This is a genomic window from Streptomyces sp. NPDC058701, assembly GCF_042715295.1.
In the GTDB taxonomy this organism is placed as follows: Bacteria; Actinomycetota; Actinomycetes; order Streptomycetales; family Streptomycetaceae; genus Streptomyces.
Map to the genome: position 1 here is coordinate 42,721 of NZ_JBHXSY010000005.1, position 20,703 is coordinate 63,423.

Sequence of the window (20,703 nt, forward strand, 5' to 3'; positions counted from 1 at the left end):
GGCGGGAAGCGGCTCGTTTCCCGCCACCCGCTCTCCGGCCGCCGCCGGGTGGCCGGAGAGTCATGGGGCGGCAGCCCCTCAAGGGCGGGCGGAACCCGTCAGGGTCGCGCCGTCACGAGGTCAGCTGTAGACGCCGATCTCGTGCAGGGAGTAGCCCCAGGCGGTGCCGCGTGCGGTCAGGTTCAGTCGTACGTGGCGGGCGTTGGCCGACAGGTTGATCGTGTCGATGTCACCGTTGCCGGTCGTCGTGGTGTGAACCGTGCGCCAGTTGGTGCCGTCGTCGGAGAGCTGCACCTCGTAGGACCTGGCGTAGGCCGGGTCCCATACCAGTTGCAGGGTGCGGACCGCCCTGGAGGCTCCGAGGTCGACGCTGATCCACTGGGGGTCGCTCCAGTCGCTGGCCCAGCGGGTGCCGGTGTTGCCGTCGGTGGCGTTGCCGGCGGGGCAGGGGCAGTCGCCGTAGGAGGCTTGCGAGGATGAGGCGGTGGCGGGCTTGTTCAGGGCGATGTTGGTGCCGCTGACCGGCGGGGCGACGACCTTGACGGACCTGGTCTCGATGCCCGCGTTGCCGCGGCCGTCCTCGGCCTGGATGTAGACCTTCCAGACGCCGAGCTTCTCGGGAGCGGTGACGGCGAAGGTCCCGTTGCCCGTCGCGCGCCACTGCGCCTCGACCAGGCGCTTGTCGCCGTTCGCGTAGTTGCCGCTGAGGAAGACCTTGTACGTCAGCGGGTCGTTCTGCGGGTCACTGATGTCGGCGCGGACGGTGAACTCGCCGCCGGCCGGCGCGCTGGAGGCCCGGTCGACGACCATGTTGCTGATGACGGGAGGGGTGTTGTCGCCCGCGGTCGACCCGGTGTAGGCCTTCTTCACCGCGTAGTACGAGAGCCGCTTGAGTCCGTCGGGCAGCAGGTTGAACCAGATGCCGCCGAAGTCGTGTTCGAGTCCGTAGTGGAACATCGTGGCGCCCAGGGCCACGCCCTGGTGACCGGTGATGCAGTTCCAGGCGGTGGTGTATCCCTCGGCGGTCTGGACGTCGGTCTTCTGGTCGGGGATGCCGTTCGCGTCGTTCGGCACCTCCCACTCGCCGGCCGGTCCGGTCTCGGTGATGATGTAGGGCTTGGTGTAGCCGCCGTCCACCCAGTCCTGCTTCACCCCGCAGATGTCGCCGTAGGCGTTCATCGAGTACAGGTCGAGATCCGGGGCGTTGCGCTTGTAGTACGGCCAGGCGCCCGTCCAGGCGTCGGTCGAGGTGACCGGGTGGTCGGGGTCGATGCTGTGGATCTTCTTGGCGACGTCGTTCACGAAGGTGGTGTAGGCGTTGCGCTGCGCCTCCAGCTCGGTGCCGCCGTAGCAGTTCTGCAGGCCGAGGACGGATTCGTTGCCGACGTTCCACATGAGCGTGGCCGGGTGCGACTTGTAGGTGTCCACCCACTTCGCGAACTCGGTCAGCATGGTGCTCTTGTACGCGGCGTCGGTGACGTAGTTGACGCAGCCGCCGGAGCCGGGGCCGCCTCCGGGCTGCAGCCAGAAACCGTTGACGATCTTGATGCCGTTCGCCGCGGCGGTGTCGAGGAGCGGCTTGGTCGAGCCGTCCGTACCCCAGGTGCGGATGGTGTTGACGCCCATGGACTTCACGTCGGGCATGTACTTCGGGGCGTCCGCGACGGACGGACCCCAGGTGAGGCCCTTGACCGTGTACGGCTGCCCGCCCACGGTCAGCTGCCAGTTGCCCTGGGAGCCGGCGACGCGCACGGCGCCCTGGGCCGGGGGTTCGACCGAGGTGGTGCCGTAGACCTGGAACTCCCAGAGGGAGTATCCGTAGCCGCCGGAGCGGACCAGGCCGTTCATCCGTACGTAGCGGCCGCTGCCGGAGAGGGCGATCTCGTCGGTGCCGCCGTCGCTTCCGGTGACGGATCTGGCGGTGCGCCAGTTCGTTCCGTCGTCCGAGACCTGGATCTCGTAGTTCTTGCCGAAGGCGCCCTCCCAGGTGAGGACGACGCGGCTGAGGTTGCGGCTCGCGCCGAGGTCGACCTGGATCCATTCGGCATCGCGCCACTGGCTGGCCCAGCGGGTACCGGTGAGGTTCCCGTCGAACGCGGCGGACGCGGAATAGGCCTCGCCCTCGCTCGAGGAAGCGGTGGCGGTCCTGCCCTGGGAGAGCAGGGTTTCGGCGGCGACCGCGGTGGGGGCGGTGGCCAGGGTGAGCGAAGACGCGAAGAGCGCGCCCAGGGTGACGAGGGCGGCCGCGCCGCGCGTGCGGCGGCGGGGTGGGGTGCCGGTGGAGGGGGGATGGGTGAACATTGCGGCTCCTGGTGTCAACGGCGGTGGGGACTGACCAGCTCTCCCGTGGGGGGCGCCTCGCCCGTGAGACAGCGCTCTCTGTCGGCGGGCACGGCCCTGCCAGGTGCTCGGGCCTCGCTCCGGCCGGGAATGCCGGGCTGGTCGATGTGCTCCGGTCCCCCTGGTCCGGGGCGGGGAGGCCGGTTCACCCGGCCCAGGGGAGCAGAGCCCGGCTCCGTCGGGTCAGCGGAGGCCGGTCGAGCGGTAGTGCCCCCGGGCCGTGGCGGCAGGGCGGAAACCGGGCCCGGAGAGTTCGGCCCGGCTCGGGTGGGTCACCGGAGCCGGCGGGGAGGGGCGGCGACTCAGGGGAAGGAGACCACCGTGGAGGGAACGGTCGAGGTGCCGGCCGGGACCGTGGACGCCCCGGTGTCGTTGATGACGTGCGCGTAGTGGCCGTTGCCGCCGAGCGAGACCGTCAGGAGGCTGTGGAACCTGATCCCCGGCTTGACGGGGGCCTTGAACCCGTGGTCCTGGATGATCGTCGGATCGACGTTGTAGTTGCTGTAGGAGCCCAGGCCCCAGGCTTCGTGGGTGTTGACGGAGTCGTCGACCCGGTAGGCGGCGTATCCGCGGGTGCCGCCGTTCTGGATGGCGGCCTGGTTGGGTGCGTCGTACGCCTTCTCGTTCTGGTAGAAGATCGTCTTTCCGCGATCGCCGAACCACTCCACGTCGTACTTGTTGAAGTGCTCGACGAACAGGCCCGTGGCCAGGACGTCGTCACCGTTCACCCGCACCCCGTAGTCGGCGCGGTTGGTCTCCCAGCCCACGCCCTCGCCGTGGTCGGCACGCCACACCCAGGTGTGGTCGACGATGGTGTCGTCGCTGTTCACGACCATGCTGGTGGTCGCCTTGCCGGCGCCCGCCCCGCCGACGCGGATGTAGACGTCCTGCACGGTGGTGGGGTTGGCGGCGTGGTCGGCGGAGGAGCTCTGCGGTCCGAGCTCCAGCAGGGTCGGCGAGTTGACCGGTCCGGCATCGATCAGGAAGCCGGCGAGACGGACGCCGTCGACGTCGGCGACCTTCATCGCGGTCACCCCGTTGTCCGGGATGATCGTGGCGAGGCCGAGGCCGAGCACGATGGTGTTCGCGCGGTTCACGTTGATGGTCTGGTCGACGTGGTAGACGCCGGGCGTGAACAACAGGTTCAGGCCCTGAGTCAGCGCCTGGTTGATCGTGGCGGCGGTGGTGCCGGGCTTGACCACGTAGAACTGGCTGAGCGGGACGGACTCGCCCTGCGGGGCGCCGTTGGCCCAGCTGGTTCCGCGCACGTTGGTGCGCTTGGCCGGCGCGAACACCTTGTACTCGCTGCCGTCGACGTAGAGGTAGGGCTTCTCACGGGAGACGGGGGTGGTGTCGAGCGTGGTGTAACGGGGCTCGGGGAATCCGTTGGCCGGAGCGCCCTCGACGCCGGAGAAGGTCTGGTTCCACACGCTGTTGGACCAGCCGCCGATGGCGCTGTCCCGGGTGTACCACTGCTGCTGAGAGTAGTTGCCGACCTGACCATCGATCTTGGAGTCGGCGATGTAGCCACCGCTGGCCCAGCCGTAGCCGTTCGGTGCCAGGTTGAGCGCGCCCTTGACGTGCATGCGGCGGAAGGAGGACGCCTGCGAGACCGCCCACCGGTTGGTGCCGCTGACCGGATTGACGGTCAGACCCTCCGCACCGCGCCAGAAGTTCTGAGTGGCGTTGCCGTTGAACCAGCCCGCGTCGACCGTCACGTCACCGTTGATGGTGGTGTCGCCCGGGCGCAGCCCGAGGCCGGCGATCTGGGTGTAGAAGCCGATCTGCGCATTGAGGTTGTTGTACGTACCGGGCTTGAAGAGGAAGGCGTGCCGGCCGGAGCCGAACTGCGCCGACTCCTGTTCCTGGAAGACCCGGTCGAGCTTGGCCTGGATGCCGGGGGTGGAGGGGTCCATGACGTGTACGTTCGGGCCGAGGTCGCCGCCACCCGGCAGGTCGGGGCCGGTGCCGCCGCCGGTACCGAACACCTGGAACTCCCACAGGGAGTAGCCGTATCCGGTGGCACGGGTCACACCCTGCATCCGGACGTAACGGGCGCTGCCCGTCACGTTCACGGTCTCGGTGCCGCCGGCGCCGGTGGTCGTGGAATAGGCCGTGGTCCAGTTGGTGCCGTCGGTCGACAGCTCGATCCGGTAGGCCTTGGCGTAGGCGGCCTCCCAGCGCATGACCACCTTGCCGAGGTCGGTCGCGGCGCCGAGGTCGACCTGCAGCCACTGGGCGTCGGAGGCGGCGCTGGACCACCGGGAGCCGTTGTCGCCGTCGACGGCGTCGGTGGCCGGGGTGCCGTAGTGCTCCTGGCTGGAGGCGGTGACCGCCTTGCCCTGGGAGAGCAGCGGCGGCTCGGCCGAGGCGGCGGGAGCCGCCGGCGTCAGCGCGAGGAGGCTGCCGAAGAGGGCGGCCGCGACCGCCCCGGCCATTCCCCTTCGGGTTGCGACGGGACGTCGTCTGCGTGGCGATGCGTCAACAGGTATGCCAGTAGGCATGGGTGCTCCTTAACGAACCTGAAACGGGAGAGCGCTCTCCAGACCTTGCCCGTAACGCAATCGACCGGTCAAGGTCCTTGCCGTCTTTTCTTTAGTCTTTCATTAAGTTCCGAGGTGGAAGGGGGTGGACATGTGGGGCGCGCGTGGCGACTCGTCCGACGGCGCATCTCACGGCCCGTCACCACGGGCTCGTCGCGGGAGAGTTCCGTGGTCGGAATGTCTGCGGAGGGACGGCCGGGCTCCCGTACGGGGGGCAGCCGGGCACGTGATAGCGAGGCCGGCTGGGGCAGCCGTGGCGTCCTGCAGGGCCGGGTCACCGTCATGAGACGGCGCGTCAGGGTACTGGGTATGAGCAGACGAAGCCCGACGCTGGAGGACGTGGCGCGCACGGCGGGCGTGTCCCGGGCAACGGTGTCACGGGGGGTCAACCGCACCCGCAACGTGGATCCCGGTATTCAAGAACTCGTCCGTCGCGCGGTCGAGCAGACGGGGTACCGGCCGAACCGGGGAGCCCGGTCCCTGGTGACCCAGCGGACGGAGACGGTTGCGCTGATCACCCCCGGCGCCGGGGACACCTTCGCCTCGCGCGTCTTCGCCGACCTCTTCGGACGGGTGGTCAGGGGGCCGTGGGATATCCGCGGGCGCACACGATGCACCCGGTCATCCTGGTCGCCGAGTCCGAGGCCGCCAGGGAAGAGGCGGTCGACTACCTGGGCCAGGGCGCCGCCGACGGCGCACTGGTGGTGTCGATCCAGGCCGGCGATCCTCTGCCCGCGATGCTTGTCGCCGCACGGATCCCCGTGGTGCTCTTCGCCCGTCCGGACCCCGAGCAGGCAGTCGGCTACGTCGATCTCGCCCGCGCCGACGGAAGTCGGCGGGCAGCCGAACACCTCCTGGCCCGCGGCCGTCGGCGGATCGCCGCTCCCCGGTCGATTCCGGCGGCCGAGCACCGGCTCGACGGGTTCCGTGCGGCTCTGGCCTCGGTGGGGATCTGTGACATTCCGGTGGCCGAGGGGAACTTCACGGTGGACGGCGGTGCGACGGCCATGACCCGGTTGCTGATCGAGCATCCGGACGTGGGCGCAGTGTTCGCCGCGAACGACCTGACGGCTCAGGGCGCTTGCCAGGTCCTGCGCGAACAGGGCAAGCGGGTACCCGGGGACGTTGCCGTCATCGGCTTCGACGCCTCGAGTGTCGCTGCGACGTGCCGCCCCGCCTTGACCACGGTTCGCCGGCCCGTCGAGAGGATGGCCGCGGAGATGGCACGCCTCTGGGCCGAACACATCCAGGGCACACGCACGGAACCCGCCTCGATCGTCTTCGACGCCGAACTGGTGGTACGCGACTCGGCCTGAACCGTTTCGCCCGGCGGAGCAAGGAGCCTGCCCGGGCGGCACGCCCGGCGTGCGCAACGGGCAGGCCCCGATGATGTGGAACCGGCTCGGAACTGGCTCGCTCGCCGGGGCGCCCTCGACCACGCCGGCCCCGGCACTGGAGCGGCGCCCCTGAGCCGCCGGTTACGCGTGGAGCTCGCGGTGGCTACGGAGGATGTCCGCGTAGCGGCGGCCGCTGGTCTTCACGATGCGCTTCTGGGTCGCGTAGTCGACGTGGACGAGGCCGAAGCGCTTGTCGTAGCCGTAGGCCCACTCGAAGTTGTCCAGCAGCGACCAGGCGTAGTAGCCGGCCAGCGGTGCGCCCCGGCGGACGGCGCGAGCACAGGCCGCCAGGTGCTGTTCGAGGTAGGCGGTGCGCCCGGGGTCGTCGACCGAGCCGTCGGGGCCCACGGTGTCGGGGAACGCGGAGCCGTTCTCGGTGACGTAGAGCTTCTGCACGCCGTAGTCGTGGGTGAGGCGCAGCAGCAGGGACTCGATGCCGTTGGCGTCGATCTGCCAGTCCAGGCCGGTGCGCGGTACGTCCGGGAGGCGGACCTCGCGGGCGAAGGGGACCGGGCCCGTGGCGTCGTTCGCGACGGTGGCGGGGAAGTAGTAGTTGAGACCGTGCCAGTCGAGGGGCGCGGCGATGGTGTCCAGGTCGCCCGGGCGCTCGGGCAGCTCCACGCCGTACAGGGCCTGCATGTCGGTGGGGAAGCCGCGTCCGTAGACGGGGTCGAGCCACCAGCGGTTGGTGTGTCCGTCCATCCGGACGGCGGCGGCGACATCCTCGGGGTGGTCCGTGGCGGGAACCACCGTGGAGTGGTTGGTGACCAGGCCGATCCGTGCGCCGGGTGCTGCGGCACGGAGGGCCTGGGTGGCCAGGCCGTGGCCCAGCAGGAGGTGGTAGGAGGCGCGGACGGCGGCGGTCAGGTCGGTCAGGCCGGGGGCCATGCGGCCTTCGAGGTGGCCGATCCAGCCGGAACAGAGCGGTTCGTTGAGGGTGGCCCACTGGGTGACGCGGTCGCCCAGGCGCTCCGCGACGGCGGTGGTGTAGGTGGCGAGGTGTTCGGCGGTCTCGCGGACGGTCCAGCCGCCACGGTCCTGCAGGGCCTGGGGAAGGTCCCAGTGGTAGAGCGTCACCGAGGGGGTGATGCCGGCTTCCAGGAGCCCGTCGATCACCTGGTCGTAGAAATCGAGGCCACGGGCGTTGACCGGCCCGGAACCGTCCGGGACGACACGCGGCCAGGCGATCGACATGCGGTAGGCGTTGGTGCCCAACTGCTTCATGAGGGAGATGTCCTGCGGCCAGCGGTGGTAGTGGTCGCAGGCCTCGTCGCCCGTGTCGCCGTTGTCGACCTTGCCGGGGGTGTGGGAGAAGGTGTCCCAGATGGAGGGGCCGCGGCCGTCCTCCTTGACGGCTCCCTCTATCTGGTACGCGGAAGTGGCCGTGCCCCAGGCGAAGTCCTGAGGGAAGGCGCCGAGGTCAATGGGATCCGACACAGCGAACCTTTCGAAGATCAATGGGAGGAGGGGCTACTTGACGGCGCCGGCGGTCAGCCCGGTGACGAGGTAGCGCTGGAGGAGGAGGAAGCCGCCGACGACGGGCAGGCTCACGACGAGCGAGGCGGCCATGACCTGGTTCCAGTACACGTCGTTCTGGGTCGAGTAGCCCTGCAGGCCCACGGCGAGGGTGCGGGTGGCGTCGTTGGTCATGACCGAGGCGAACAGCACCTCGCCCCAGGCCGTCATGAAGGCGTAGACGGCGACGGCGACGATGCCGGGGATCGCGGCGGGCACGATGACGCGGAAGAGGGCGCCGAGCGGACCGCAGCCGTCGACCTTGGCGGCCTCGTCGAGATCCCTGGGGACCGAGTCGAAGTAGCCGATCAGCATCCAGATCGAGAACGGCAGCGAGAACGTCAGGTAGGTGAGGATCAGCCCGATGCGCGAGCCGAAGAGCGCGATCCCGGTGACATTGCCGATGTTGACGTAGATGAGGAACAGCGGCAGCAGGAACAGGATGCCCGGGAACATCTGCGTCGACAGCACCGTGACGGTGAAGACGCGCTTGCCGCGGAAGGAGTAGCGGCTGACGGCGTAGGCCGCGAAGATCGCGATGACGACGGAGAAGACGGTCGCCGCTCCGGCCACGATCAGCGAGTTCATGAAGTAGTGGCCGAGGGGGACGGTCTTCCAGATGTCGAAGTACGGCTGGATGGTCAGGCCCGAGGGGATCCACTGGAACTTCCCCGACACGTCCTGCAGCGGCTTCAGCGAACTGGAGATCATCACGTACACCGGCAGCAGGACGAACCCGGTCAGGAGGGTCAGGAACACCAGCCGGCTCACGAGGAACGACTTGGGGGGTGCCATGGGCGACCGGGACTGCACCGTGTGACTGTGCTCAGGCATCGGTGGCGCTCCTTCCTCGGGAGGTGAACAGGAGGTAGACGCCCGTCACCACGAGCAGGAACAGCAGCAGCAGGACGGACATCGCGGAACCGGTTCCGAAGTTCCAGGTCTGGAACGAGGACTGGTAGATGTGGATGGAGATGAGGTCGGCCGAGGCCGGCGCCGATTTGCCGAACAGGACGAACGGCGTGTTGAAGTCGTTGAACGTCCACAGGAACAGCACCAGGATCAGGACCTGGTTGACCGGGCGCAGCGAGGGCAGTGTGATGCGGCGGATCTGCTGCCACACGCCTGCCCCGTCGAGGGCCGCGGCCTCGTAGATCTCGCGGGGGATGTTCTGCAGGCCGGCCATCATGATGAGGAAGGCGAAGGGCCAGCCCTTCCAGACCGAGACGATCAGCAGGGTGATGAAGGCGTTGTCGCCGATGAGCCAGAACGGCGGGCTGTCGGTGAGCCCGAGCTGGTCGTGGATGACGTGGTTCACCAGGCCGTTGTCGCGCTGGAACATGAAGGCCCAGGTGATGACGGCGGCGTAGACGGGCAGCGCGTACGGCACCAGGAAGATGGTGCGCAGGATGCCCCGGCCCTTGAACGTCTCCTGCATGAAGATCGCGGCTGCCGTGCCGATCAGCCAGCACAGGCCCACGGAGAAGAAGGTGAACAGGCACGTGGTGAAGAAGGAGCTCAGCAGTGCCTCGCCGACCGGTGCGTCGAAGTCGACGGTCAGGGAGTAGTTGTCCAGGCCGGCCCAAGGCGCGGTGCCCCAGTCGCGGAGGTAGAACTGGGTGAGCTCCTTGAAGCTGACGACGATGCCGATGAGCATCGGGATCAGGTGGACCAGGAGCTCGAGGACGAGCGCGGGGAGCAGGAGCAGGTACGGCAGGGAGATGCGGCGGAGCCGCCCGGAGCGGCGGGTGCGGGGCGCCGCTCCGGGGTGGTTCTTCCGTACCGTCCGCTTGCCCGTAGGAGGGGGTGCGGTGGTGGTCATGAGGTATCCGTGCCTACTTCTTGGGCATCTGCTGCTGGGCCTTGTCGAGCTTGGCCTTCACCGACTCCGGCGTGACCGGCCGGCCGGCCGCCGCGTCGGCGAAGAGCTCCTTGACCGCGGTGCCCACCACCGTCTCGAACTGCGACTCCTCGGGGACCTGCGGAAGGGCGGCGGCGCTCTTGGCGAGGGTGTCGCGCAGGACGGCCAGGCCGGGGGTGTTGAACGCGGGGTCCGCCTGCGCGGACTTCACCGGCGGGATGGAGCCGTAGGCCTTGTTGAGGATCTTCTGCTCCTCGTCACCGGTCATGAAGTTCACGAACTTCGTGGCGCCGTCGATGTTCTTGGTGTTCTTGAAGACGGCCATGTTGATGCCGGCGACCATCGAGTTGATGGAGGTGCCCTGTCCCGGGGCACCGGACTGCACGGGCGCGGGGACCACGCCCCACTCGTCCTCCTTCATGCCCTGCGCGGCGAAGGTGGCCGACGCGGTCTGCCACAGCACCATGGCGGTCTTGCCCTTGGCGAAGTCGCTCAGCGACTGGTTCTGGGAGTACTCGGCGTTGCCCTTGGCGACGATCTGCGCGTCGGCCATCAGGTCGACGTACTGCTTGACGGCCTTGACGGCGCCGTCCGAGGTGAAGTCGGCCTTGCCGTCGGCGGTGAAGAAGTCCGCGCCGTGCTGCTTGCCCAGGACGAAGACCTGGTGGATGTTGTTCGAAAGGTTGGAGCCCTCGACACCCAGCCCGGCCTTGCCGTCCTTGGTCAGCTGCTTGCCGGTGGCGATGACCTCGTCCCAGGTCGTCGGCGGCTTGGTGACCCCCGCGTCGGCGAACGCCTTCTTGTTGTAGTAGAGCGCGTAGGACATGGAGTACAGCGGGACGGCCGCCGGGTCCTGGCCCTTGACGCCGGTGGAGCCCAGCGCCGACTCCACGAACTTGTCCTTGCCGCCGATCTTCTCGAAGTTCTTGGCGTCCCACGGCAGCAGCGCGCCGCTGGCCTGCAGCGAGGCGCTCCAGGTGTTGCCGATGTTCAGGACGTCGGGGCCCTGGCCGGAGGTGGTCGCGGTCAGGATGCGGTTGAGCAGGTCGCCCCACGGCACGACTTCGAGCTTGACCTTGATGCCCGTCTGCTTCTCGAACTTGTCGAGCTCCGGCTGGAGGACCTGCTTGTCGACCTCCAGGCTCGATCCCTGGTTGGAGGCCCAGTAGGTCAGCGTCTTCGGCTGCTCGTTGGACCCGGCCCCGTTGCCGGAGCCGCCGCCGCAGGCGACCGCCCCGAGGGCGAGGGAGAGGGTGACGGCGCCGACCGCTGCGACTCTGATTCTGCGCATGGCTCCATGGGCCTTTCAGGAAGGAACGGGGATGCCGGCTGTGGGGTGGGAGCGGACGTCCCGCGGTTCGCCCCCAAAAACCACATGGCTTAATTTAGGATGTGAGTTAAACCTCAAGCGAAGGACTCGTCAAGAGCGTTCACGCAGGTATCTTGCAACCATGGGTATCGAAGACAGGGGACAGAGTGCGCGTGCGTAGTGGCCGGACAGTGCGTGACCTGCGGCGGGAGAACCGAACCGCTGTTCTGCAGCGGTTGTACTTCGACGGCCCCCTGAGTCGCTTCTCGCTGGGCCCCGCCACGGGGCTGAGCTCCGGATCGATCAGCAACGTGGTCGCGGAGCTGGTCAGCGACGGCCTGGTGGAGGAAGCCGGGATCGTGGAGTCGGCCGGCGGGCGACCCAGGACCCTGCTCCGGGTCAGCCCGACCAGCGGCTACATGATCGGTGTCGATGTCGGCGAGACCCGGATCCGCATCGAGCTCTTCGACCTGACCCTGACCGAGCTCGCACGCGTCGAGCGGCCCCTGGAGGCGGCCGGGCCCCGCCGCATCGACCGCTACGACGTCGCCGTCGTCGTGCGGCACCTCCGCGAGGGCATCGCCGAGGTCCTGCACCGGGCCGGCATCGCCCCCGAGCGGCTCCTCGGCGTCGGCATCGGTGTTCCCGGCATCGTCGCCAGAACCGCGGACGGCGCCGTCGTCCACGGTCAGACCATCGGCTGGGACGCGGTCCCCCTTGAGCGGATGCTGCGCGACTCGCACCTGCTGCCCGAAACCATCCCGTACTACATCGACAACGGGGCCAAGACCCTCGGCCAAGCCGAAATGTGGTTCGGCGCCGGCCGCGGAGCGCGTAACGCCGTCCTCGTGCTCTTCGGCTCAGGCGTCGGCGCCTGCGTCGTCAGCGACGACACCCGCACCGGCCGCGCCATCGAGTGGGGCCACCTGACCGTGCGCGTCCGGGGCCGCCGCTGCCGCTGCGGTGCCCAGGGCTGCCTGGAGGCGTACGCGGGGGCCGAGGCCCTCCTGGAACGCTGGGCCGAGGCCGGCGGACGCCCGCCGGCCGACACGGACGAGGAGACCGCTCTGACCGCGATGCTCGCCGCCGCCTACCCGGCACCGGGCCCCGACGGCACCACCCCCGGGGCCGACACGACGGCCCTGGCCGTCCTGGAGGAGACCGCCGAGTACCTCGGCGCGGGATTCTCCGACCTGATCAACCTCTTCCAGCCCGAACGCATCCTCGTCGGCGGCTGGGCCGGTTTGCAGCTCGGCACCCGCTTCCTGGACTCCGTACGGTCCCACGCCACCTCCTACGCCCTGTCGTACCCGGCCGCCAACGTCCGCATCGACCTCGGCACCTTCGGCCCCGACGCCGTCACCGTCGGCGCGGGAATCCTGCCCCTCGCCGACTTCTTCGCCCACGGCGGCCACCGCACGCAACCCGAACGCGAGGAGCCCCTTCCGGCCTGGCGCACCACGCTGCAGGAGCGTGCGGCACACTGACCCCCCCGGCCCACCCCGCAGCCTGCGTGGTGGGCCGACGGGCGCGGGGGAACTACCTGTCCAGCGGTGCGAACCCGTCCCCGGCCGGAGACACCCGACGCCCCGCGTGGTCGAAGACGTACAGCTGCCCCAGATCGACCCGAGAACCCTGAAGCATCGCTGCGCCAGATCGCCCGGCAGGCCGGGCCGGCGCGATGGCCGAACTCGCCCAGGGCTACACGCAGACACGGCAGCTCTTCGCGGAAGGGCTGCAGCATGGTGCCGGCACAGGCCGCGCCGCCACTCCGACACGCTGAGGGCCGACCGGCGGCTTTCCCTCCGCACCCGTGACTGTCCGGCGGTGTGACGCGATGAGCTCCTGACGGGATCTTGGAGAGATGTCGCCTCGCGCGGCCCGCGCCACGGCGAGAGGTCCAGGACTTCGCAGGGCCCCGCTCGCCCGATGGCCTCATGGCGAGGAGGCACGTGCGGTCCGGCCCGAACTGCGTGGTCCGCCCCGTCCTTCGACGTGGCTGCCGGGGCGTTCCTCAGGGGCGTACCGGGGTGTGCAGGGCGACCCGGGTCGTGGTGATCGGCTGCTTCTGGAGGTCGTCCGCGCGGGCTCGGGTGCGGCGGCGGATCCTCGCGATGGTCAGGGCGGCTCCGGCGATGAGTACGGCGCCGGCGGCGAGGGCGGGGCCGCCGAGGGTGACGGCGTGCTGGAGGGAGGAGGCAGCGGCGTAGCCGGCGGTGGTCTCGGCTCCGGCCCACAGGGGTGCGGCCAGCAGACTGTAGGGCGCGATGCGGCGGTAGGGCAGGCGAGTGGCGCCCGCCACATGCGGCGCGAGGGTGCGGACGACGGGTACGAACCGGGAGAGGAGGACGGCCTGACCGCCGCGCCGGTCCATGAGGGACTCGGCGCGCTGCCATGCGGCGGCCGGTATGCGGCGGCCGAGGTGTCCGGTCCGCAAACGGCTGCCCAGCAGATGCCCGGTGCGGTGGCCCAGGGCGTCCCCGGCCACGACCGCGCACGAGGCGGTGGCGATGACCAGGGCCACATTCAGGTCGCCCGCGCGGGCCAGCGCGCCGGAGGCCATCAGCAGGGTCAGGGTCGGGATGAACGCGCCGATCAGGAGCACGGACTCGGCCAGCACCGCGGCGGCCAGGATCGCGTAGGCGGCCGGGGCGGGAACCTGGCCGATCAGACCGGTCAGCGTGTTCACCGGCCCCTCCCGGCGAGGGCGGTCGGCGTGATCGCGGGGGCGGCCGGATCTGCCGGACGCCGCAGCCGCCAGACCCTCGCCGGCGGCAGGTTGGGCCACACCGTCCAGCAGCCGGTCGCGTGGCGGCGCTGGAAGTCCGCGAGGACCTCCTCGACGCCGCGGTGGCGAACGGTTTCAGCGCGGGTGGCGGTCAGAGACCGGGCGTAGCGGGTGCCCCGGTAGACGAAGTAGGTGAGCGTACCGCCGGGCTCCAGTAGATCCAGGTACCGATCCATGATCGCCTCGACCCGGGCGGGAGTGAAGTTGGTCAAGGGGAGACCGGAGACGATCACGTCGTAGCGGTGGCCGGTGCCGAGTTGCTCCAAGTAGGTGTGGTGGACGCGGACGCGTTCGCCGACGCCGGCCAGATGGGGGTGGGCATGGACGAGGTGGCGCAGCCGGGCGGCGAAGCGGGGGTTGGCCTCGACGATGTCCAGGCGGCTCCCGGACGAGAGGCGGGGGATGAGAGCGCGGGTGACCGATCCTGTGCCCGCGCCGACCTCCAGAACGTTCACAGGCCGCGCACCCCGTTCGTCCACGGGGTCGGTGAGCAGGCGCGCCAGAGTCTTGCCGCTGGGGGCGATGGCGCCGGTGGTGCGCAGGTCGCGGGCCGCTTCGATGAGGAACATCCAGCCCTCGGCGTTGCGCTGCGCGAGGACACGGTCGTGGGGGGTGGTCCAGTCGTCCATGCCTTCGACGCTACGAAGGCCGGCTGTCCTGCGAATCCGCCCTTGTGTGGCCGCATACCCCTACGAAAGTAGGGGGCCATCGTGGCGGAACGTCGGAGGAGTGGGAACCTCCCGCGCGTCTACGATTCGCGGGTGAATCAGGAACAGAGGCAGAAATGGTCCGTATGCGGCCGGTACGGCCTGGTGGTGTTGCTGACTCTGGCAGCCGTGCAGAACGGCGCATCGACCGCCGGCGGCCGCTACCTCACCCTCGGCAGCGCAGTGGCCGTGGCGTGCGGAGTGCTCCTGCTGCTCCGCCGGGGACACTGGCTGCTCGCCCCCGCCCTGACCGCGGCGGCGGCGGGAGTGTGGGGGTGGCCCATGCTGCCCCTGCTGCTCCTCGCCCTGTTCGACCTCGCCGCGGACCGGCACACGGCGGCCGCCGTGACCTGCGCCACCGCCGCACTGACCGGCAACGCGCTCCTCCACCCGACAGCCTCCCTGTGGCGGCCACAACAGTACGGCTCCAGCCTGTTCCTGCTCCTGGCCGTCGTAGGAGGACTGTGGATGGGCAACCGGCGCCGTCTCGTGCAGGCGCTGAACACACAGGTCGAACACCTGAGGATCGAGAGGGAGTTGCGCGAGCAGGCCGCCCGCATCGCCGAGCGGTCCGCGATCGCCGCGGAAATGCACGACGTACTCGCCCACCGGCTCAGCCTGATCGCCCTGCACACCGGCGTCCTGGCCGCCAGGCAGGACGGCCTCCCCCTTCCCGTCATCGACCGCCTCGCGCTGCTGCGCACCGCCTCCACCGACGCCCTGACCGACCTGCGTGACGTCCTGGGCGCCCTGCGCACCACCGGCACCCGTCCCGCCACCGACAGGCCGACGCCCGTCCTGCGCGACGTCCAGGAAGTGATCGAACAGGCCAGGGCCGCCGGGCAGCGCATCGACACCACCACCGAAGGCACACCCGAGCAAGCCCCCGTGACCCACCGGCTCGCCGTCTTCCGCCTGGTCCAGGAAGCCCTGACCAACGCCCGCAAACACGCACCCGACACGACCGTCCACGTGCGCATCGACTACGGACCGCCCGCGACCCTCATCGAGGTCACCAACACCTCCAGCACCCACACCGGGCACACCGTGCCCTCCGGGTTCGGCCTGGTAGGCCTGCGCGAGCGCGTCGAAGCACTCGGCGGGCACCTGAACGCCGGCCCCAGCGGTTCCGGAGCCTGGCGACTGGCCGCCCGCATCCCCCACCACTGAGCAGATCGGTCCCCTCACATGATCCGCGCCATGATCGTCGACGACGACGCCCTCGTACGCCTCGGACTGACCGACCTCCTCAACAACGACCCGGACATCGAGGTCGTCGCCCAGGCCACCGACGGCCTCCACGCCATCGAGCAGGCCGCCGCCCACCACATCGACGTGGCCCTCATCGACGTCCGCATGCCCCGCATGGACGGCATCACCGCCATCCCGCGGCTGCGCGCCCTCCCCAACCCGCCGAAGATCATCGTTCTGACCACCTTCGACCTGGACGCATACGTCTACGACGCCCTGGCCGCCGGTGCCGACGGCTTCCTCCTCAAGGACACCGACCCCGCCGAAATCCTTCGCGCCGTCCACCTCGTCGCCGCCGGCTCCGCCATGCTCCACCCCACCGCCGCACGCCGCCTCATCGACCGCTACCACCACACCAACCGTCCCCGGGCCACCCGTGCCCAGACCAGAATCACCTCCCTCACGCCCCGCGAGAAGGACGTCCTGGCACTGCTCGCCGAGGGCGCCACCAATGCCGACATCGCACAAAGGCTCGGCATGCGGGAAAGCACCGTCAAAGCGCACGTCAGCCGCATCCTGACCGCCCTCGACGTCACCAACCGGGTCCAAGCCGCCCTCCTGGCCCGCGACGCGGGCCTCACCCCGTGAGCGTTGCCGCCGCGCGGCCATGAACGAACAGCCCGCCGGCCAGCCCGCCGGCAGTGCTCGGCCGGCTCGGGGCGGCACCGAGGACCACCGCGGCAAGCTGGGGATACGAGCTGAGTCGTCCACCCGGGGAGAGGCCGTCACTTCTCTCGCCGATCGAGATTGTTCTTAGACTGGCGGGGTGGAGGACATCGATGCGATCGCGGCGCTGCAGGACCCCGTGCGGCGCCGCCTGTACGAGTACGTGGCCGCGCAGGGCCGTGAGGTCGGCCGCAACGAGGCCGCAGAGGCGGCCGGGGTGGCCCGCACGCTCGCGGCGCACCATCTCGACCGGCTCACCGACGCCGGGCTGCTGGATCGCGGCAGCCGCCGGCTGACAGGCCGCTCGGGGCCCGGGGCGGGTCGTCCCGCCAAGGTGTACACACGGGCTCGCACCGAGAGGGCGGTGTCGCTGCCCGCCCGCGACTACCGCACCGCCGCCGAACTCCTCGCCGAGGCGGCCGAGGAAGCCGGCCTGGACGCCGGACTCTGCGCGGCCGCGCGTCGGCGGGGCGAGACGCTGCGCCGTTCGGGCGCTCCCTGCGGCGATCTCACCGAGGTTGCGGAGGTGCTGGCCGCCCGCGGCTACGAGCCGTATCGGGAAGCCGCGGACGGCGCCCCCGTTGCCGACGGAGCGGTCGGCGGCGGGGGCGCCGACGGGGGAGCGGGAGTGGCCCCCCACGTCGTCCGGATGCGCAACTGCCCTTTCCATGCGGTCGCCGAACGTTTCCCGCCGCTGGTGTGCGGCATGAATCTCGCGCTGCTGGAAGGGCTGCTCGGTGAGGACGGGCCGGTGCGCGCCCGCATGGATCCCCGGCCGGGAGAGTGCTGCGTGGTGGTGGAACTCTAAAAACAATCATCATTGACATAGAAAAGACCGACGTGCTGGGATGAGGCCATGACCGCACCCCCGCACGCCGTGCACCTGGCCCAGCTCAACGTCGCCGCCCTCCTCCACCCCATCGACGATCCGCGCATCGCGCCGTTCGTCGCGATGCTCGACCCCGTCAACGCCGCGGCCGACGGCGCCCCCGGTTTCGTGTGGCGGCTGGTGGAGGAGGGCGCGGCCGATGCCACCGGGCTGCGTCCGGCCGGCGAGAACGTCATCGTCAACCTGTCCGTGTGGGAAAGCCAGGAGTCACTGTGGGACTTCGCCTACCGCAGCGGGCACCTCGAGGTCATGCGCCGCCGTCGCGACTGGTTCGAGCGGCACGTCGAGGCGCACCTGGCCCTGTGGTGGGTCCCCGCCGGCCATGTCCCGACCGTCAGCGAGGCCATGGAGCGGCTGGCGGACCTGAGGGCGCACGGCCCTTCGCCGCGCGTCTTCACCTTCGCCTCCTCCTACACGGCCGAGGAAGCCGCGCAGTACCTCGTCGATCGGCCGGCGCGCCGGCCCGTGCCGACGAAGCGGGCCACGACGTAGCCCGGTGGTCCCGGGGCGGTCTACGCGGCCGGCGCGCCGCTCTGCGTCGCCTTGCGTTGGCGGGTGGCCAGCCGCGAACCGGACTCGCGGCGGGCGGCGCGGCGCAGGAGCGGTACCGCAAGGAGGAACCCGAGGACCGCCCAGGCCGTGAGGACCAGGGCGACCATGGGCAGTTCCCAGGAGCCGGCCGCCTCGGCGGTCCGTGCCGAGTCCGGGAGCAGTGCCGAACGCAGGCCCTGCGCCATCCACTTGAGCGGGAAGACGGCGGCCACCTGCTGGACCGGCACGGGCAGTGCGGTGATCGGGAACACCGTCCCCGAGGTGAGCAGCAGCCCCATCGTCGGCAGCATGATCAACGCCAGGGCCTCGCGGGGGTTGGGCAGTACGGCGCCTACGGCCGCGCCGAGCGGTATGACGGCGAGCAGCCCGAGTGCGGTGACCCACAGCAGCGTCAGCCAGTCGCCCGGCCCGTGCGGCAGCGGCCCGTCCACCAGCAGCGCCCCGGCGATCAGGAGCAGCGCCAGGGTGCCGACCGCCAGGGCGACCATCAGCAGGCACTTGGCGATGAGGTAGGCCGGTATCCCGCCGGGCGTGGCGCGCAGCCGCAGGAGGGCGCCCTCCTCCCGCTCGGTCACGAGGATCTGCGGGAGGTTGATCAGCCCGACCTGGAACAGCAGGTAGGCGGCGAAGCCCGCCAGCACCAGATGGGTCATCGGGGTTCGGGTCCCGGGCACGTCGTCGCTGACGTAGGCGGCGACGAGCAACGCGACCGCGACGTTGGTCAGATTGCCGGACATCTCCTTGCCGTTGCGCAGGAGGTGCCGCAGCTCGATTCCGCCGCGCTGGAGTCCGGCACGCCAGCTGTTCGTCCCGTTCGTCACGTGTGTCCCCCTCATGCGGCCGGTACCTCCTCGTCCGCGTCCCGGTCCGTGCCCTCGGCCCCGTCCGTGGCCCCGGCCCCGTCCGTGCCCCCGGCCTCCCGGTGCACCATGTGCAGGTAGGTGTCCTCCAGCGTCGGGCGGCGGACCTCCAGGTCGGTGATCGGGCCGGCCGCGTGCCGGTGGAGTTCCCAGACCAGCCGTGAGGGGTCCTCTGTGCGTTCGCGGCGTGGCGTCCCGTCGTCGGCCGTCCAGCGGACCTCGGCCTGTGCGGCGGCTCCCCGGGCCAGTTCCGCGGGGGTGCCACAGGCCCGGATCCGGCCGCCGACCAGCATGGCGATCCGGTCGGCGAGCCGCTCGGCCTCCGCCAGGTCGTGGGTGGTGAGCAGGACGGTGACGCCCTCGTCGCGGGCCAGCCGTTCGACCAGGACGTGGAACTCGTGCCGCGCCTGGGGGTCGAAGCCGGTGGTCGGCTCGTCGAGGAAGAGGAGTTCGGGGCGGCCGACGATGCCGAGCGCGACGTCGAGACGCCGGCGCTGGCCGCCGGACAGCCGGTCCACCTGCCGGCCGGCCTGGTCGGTGAGGCCGACCAGGGACAGCAGTCCGGCCGGGTCGCGCGGGTCGGGGTAGTAGGTCGCGAAGTGGGTCAGCAGCTCGGCGACCCGCCAGCGGCGGTGGTCACGCCAGGACTGCAGGACCAGGCCGATCCGGGCTCGCCACGCGTCGCCGCCCCGCTCGGGATCCGTACCGAAGACGCTCACCTCCCCGCCGGAGCGCTGCCGGAAGCCTTCCAGGATCTCGACGGTCGTTGTCTTCCCCGCACCGTTGGGCCCGAGCAGCGCGAAGACCTCGCCGCGGTGGATGTCCAGATCGACGCCGCGCAGGACGTCGGCATCGCCGTACGCCATGGTCAGATCGCGTACCCGGATCACGGGCTGGACATCGGTTCGCCCGAGCGCCGTCATCGGCCCGCCTCCGCGCGGGGCTGCTGCCGTCGTGCCGCCCCGGTCGCGGGTCCGGCGCTGTCGACGATGGCCCGGAGTGCCGCCACGTGTCCCTCGAAGGCGGTGCGACCGCGGTCCGTCAGCCGTACCTTCGTACGGCGGTTGCGGCCGCCGCCCTCCTTGTGGGTCTCCAGGTACCCGGCCCCCTCCAGGGTGTGCAACTGCTTGGAGAGCGCGGAGTCGCTGAGCGAGAGGCTGTCGCGGACGAACGCGAAGTCCGCCCACTCGGTGGCGGCGAGCAGCGCGACCACCGACAGGCGGGTGGCGGGGTGGATCAGGTCGTCGAAGCCGGCAGGGGTGCTCATCGGCCCGCCTCCCGCTCGGCCGCCGGTTCGCCGCCGCTGCGTACCGATTCGGCCGCCCAGCGGTTGGCGGGACCGAGCGAGAGGAGGTACACGGCCACCGCCGCCGTGGCCTGGAGGGGGCCGGCGCAGATCGGCTCCAGCCGCTCGGTCAGGTGGTCCAGCAGCACGATCGTCCCGCCGACCAGCACGGCCACCGCACCGAACGCGGCCCACATGCGTCCGGGGCAGCGGGTGTGGTGCAGCTGCATCCGGTTCCTGCGGCTGTGCATCACGACCAGCACGCTCAACAGGCCGACGTAGGCGGCCACGAACAGTCCGACGCCCCACTGGGGCGGATCCATGCCGACACCGGCAAGGAACACCCACATGAGCGCGGCCGTGCCGTGGACCATGCGGCGCCCGCCGGACGCGGAGCGCTCGAACTCGTCGTACACCCGCTCCTGCGGCACCCGGATCCGCTGGAGATCCTGCCATGCCTGTTCGGCATCCACCGGCATGCTCACGGCCATCGCCCTCCCGTACCCGACAACTTTCCTACCAGGAAAGCTACTCTTGGCTTTCCTGGTAGGCAAGTCGGAAGCTCGCGGTACCGGGAGGCGGGAGGCGGGAGGCGGGAGGCGGGAGCCGCGGCGGTTGCGACGGTCGGGCCACGCTCATCCGCTGCTCGTCCCGCCGCCCCGCGGTGCGGAACACCCCCGCGGATGCCCGTGGTTCCAGCCCGCCGACGACCGCAGGACGAGAGGGAGCGCGTGCCCGGG

At 70.5% G+C, this 20,703-nt stretch carries 17 protein-coding genes and 1 pseudogene; 6 read left to right on the plus strand and 12 right to left on the minus strand.

Features of this window, described 5'->3' with window-relative positions:
- Positions 1-120 precede the first annotated feature (120 nt).
- Both ACFWW8_RS06575 and ACFWW8_RS06580 read right to left on the minus strand, forming a co-directional pair.
- Positions 121-2,301 carry a discoidin domain-containing protein gene (locus ACFWW8_RS06575; protein WP_386524495.1) on the minus strand — a complete coding sequence of 727 codons (2,181 nt, stop codon included), beginning with the start codon at positions 2,299-2,301 and terminating at the stop codon, positions 121-123.
- 341 nt (positions 2,302-2,642) lie between these two features.
- Positions 2,643-4,844 (minus strand): discoidin domain-containing protein, encoded by a 2,202-nt coding sequence (locus ACFWW8_RS06580; RefSeq protein WP_386524498.1) that lies wholly within the window; start codon positions 4,842-4,844, stop codon positions 2,643-2,645.
- A gap of 348 nt (positions 4,845-5,192) precedes the next feature.
- On the opposite strand from ACFWW8_RS06580, the pseudogene ACFWW8_RS06585 reads away from it, so the two are divergent.
- Positions 5,193-6,199: pseudogene (locus ACFWW8_RS06585) on the plus strand (LacI family DNA-binding transcriptional regulator).
- Between the two features lie 162 nt (positions 6,200-6,361).
- Here ACFWW8_RS06585 and ACFWW8_RS06590 read toward each other — a convergent pair.
- From ACFWW8_RS06590 to ACFWW8_RS06605, 4 genes are read right to left on the minus strand one after another with little or no spacing between them, the layout of a single operon-like run.
- Positions 6,362-7,717 carry a GH1 family beta-glucosidase gene (locus ACFWW8_RS06590; protein WP_386524501.1) on the minus strand — a complete coding sequence of 452 codons (1,356 nt, stop codon included), beginning with the start codon at positions 7,715-7,717 and terminating at the stop codon, positions 6,362-6,364.
- A 33-nt stretch (positions 7,718-7,750) separates the two neighbouring features.
- A complete protein-coding gene (locus tag ACFWW8_RS06595; RefSeq protein WP_386525090.1) occupies positions 7,751-8,590 on the minus strand; it encodes a carbohydrate ABC transporter permease in 840 nt (279 codons plus the stop codon).
- A gap of 31 nt (positions 8,591-8,621) precedes the next feature.
- Positions 8,622-9,617 (minus strand): carbohydrate ABC transporter permease, encoded by a 996-nt coding sequence (locus ACFWW8_RS06600; protein WP_386524504.1) that lies wholly within the window; start codon positions 9,615-9,617, stop codon positions 8,622-8,624.
- Between the two features lie 13 nt (positions 9,618-9,630).
- A complete protein-coding gene (locus tag ACFWW8_RS06605; RefSeq protein ID WP_386524507.1) occupies positions 9,631-10,947 on the minus strand; it encodes an ABC transporter substrate-binding protein in 1,317 nt (438 codons plus the stop codon).
- 185 nt (positions 10,948-11,132) lie between these two features.
- On the opposite strand from ACFWW8_RS06605, the gene ACFWW8_RS06610 reads away from it, so the two are divergent.
- Positions 11,133-12,452: an ROK family protein gene (locus tag ACFWW8_RS06610; RefSeq protein ID WP_386524510.1), complete on the plus strand. Its 1,320-nt coding sequence runs from the start codon at positions 11,133-11,135 to the stop codon at positions 12,450-12,452.
- 527 nt (positions 12,453-12,979) lie between these two features.
- Here the strand turns inward: ACFWW8_RS06610 and ACFWW8_RS06615 are convergent.
- Both ACFWW8_RS06615 and ACFWW8_RS06620 read right to left on the minus strand, forming a co-directional pair.
- Positions 12,980-13,654: a DedA family protein gene (locus ACFWW8_RS06615; RefSeq protein WP_386524512.1), complete on the minus strand. Its 675-nt coding sequence runs from the start codon at positions 13,652-13,654 to the stop codon at positions 12,980-12,982.
- Positions 13,651-14,382: a class I SAM-dependent methyltransferase gene (locus tag ACFWW8_RS06620; RefSeq protein ID WP_386524515.1), complete on the minus strand. Its 732-nt coding sequence runs from the start codon at positions 14,380-14,382 to the stop codon at positions 13,651-13,653. Before ACFWW8_RS06620 ends, ACFWW8_RS06615 begins: the two co-directional genes overlap by 4 nt.
- A 132-nt stretch (positions 14,383-14,514) precedes the next feature.
- Between ACFWW8_RS06620 and ACFWW8_RS06625 the strand changes: the two genes are divergently transcribed.
- The 4 genes from ACFWW8_RS06625 to ACFWW8_RS06640 all read left to right on the plus strand — a co-directional run bounded on the left by ACFWW8_RS06625 (position 14,515) and on the right by ACFWW8_RS06640 (position 17,758).
- Positions 14,515-15,630 (plus strand): sensor histidine kinase, encoded by a 1,116-nt coding sequence (locus ACFWW8_RS06625; RefSeq protein WP_386524517.1) that lies wholly within the window; start codon positions 14,515-14,517, stop codon positions 15,628-15,630.
- 18 nt (positions 15,631-15,648) lie between these two features.
- Entirely contained in the window at positions 15,649-16,299 is a 651-nt protein-coding gene (locus ACFWW8_RS06630) for a response regulator (protein ID WP_386524519.1), read from the plus strand.
- 178 nt (positions 16,300-16,477) lie between these two features.
- The gene (locus ACFWW8_RS06635) at positions 16,478-17,185 is read left to right on the plus strand and encodes a helix-turn-helix transcriptional regulator (protein ID WP_386524522.1); all 708 of its coding nucleotides are present in this window, start codon (positions 16,478-16,480) and stop codon (positions 17,183-17,185) included.
- A gap of 48 nt (positions 17,186-17,233) precedes the next feature.
- Positions 17,234-17,758, plus strand: a complete 525-nt coding sequence (locus tag ACFWW8_RS06640; RefSeq protein ID WP_386524525.1) for a DUF3291 domain-containing protein — start codon at positions 17,234-17,236, stop codon at positions 17,756-17,758.
- Between the two features lie 20 nt (positions 17,759-17,778).
- On the opposite strand, the gene ACFWW8_RS06645 is transcribed toward ACFWW8_RS06640, so the two are convergent.
- From ACFWW8_RS06645 to ACFWW8_RS06660, 4 genes are read right to left on the minus strand one after another with little or no spacing between them, the layout of a single operon-like run.
- Entirely contained in the window at positions 17,779-18,654 is an 876-nt protein-coding gene (locus ACFWW8_RS06645) for an ABC transporter permease (RefSeq protein ID WP_386524528.1), read from the minus strand.
- Positions 18,651-19,601, minus strand: coding sequence for an ABC transporter ATP-binding protein (locus ACFWW8_RS06650; protein ID WP_386524530.1), 951 nt, complete (start codon positions 19,599-19,601; stop codon positions 18,651-18,653). Before ACFWW8_RS06650 ends, ACFWW8_RS06645 begins: the two co-directional genes overlap by 4 nt.
- A complete protein-coding gene (locus ACFWW8_RS06655; RefSeq protein ID WP_386524532.1) occupies positions 19,598-19,945 on the minus strand; it encodes a transcriptional regulator in 348 nt (115 codons plus the stop codon). Before ACFWW8_RS06655 ends, ACFWW8_RS06650 begins: the two co-directional genes overlap by 4 nt.
- The gene (locus ACFWW8_RS06660; protein ID WP_386524535.1) at positions 19,942-20,454 is read right to left on the minus strand and encodes a hypothetical protein; all 513 of its coding nucleotides are present in this window, start codon (positions 20,452-20,454) and stop codon (positions 19,942-19,944) included. Before ACFWW8_RS06660 ends, ACFWW8_RS06655 begins: the two co-directional genes overlap by 4 nt.
- Positions 20,455-20,703: the final 249 nt, after the last annotated feature.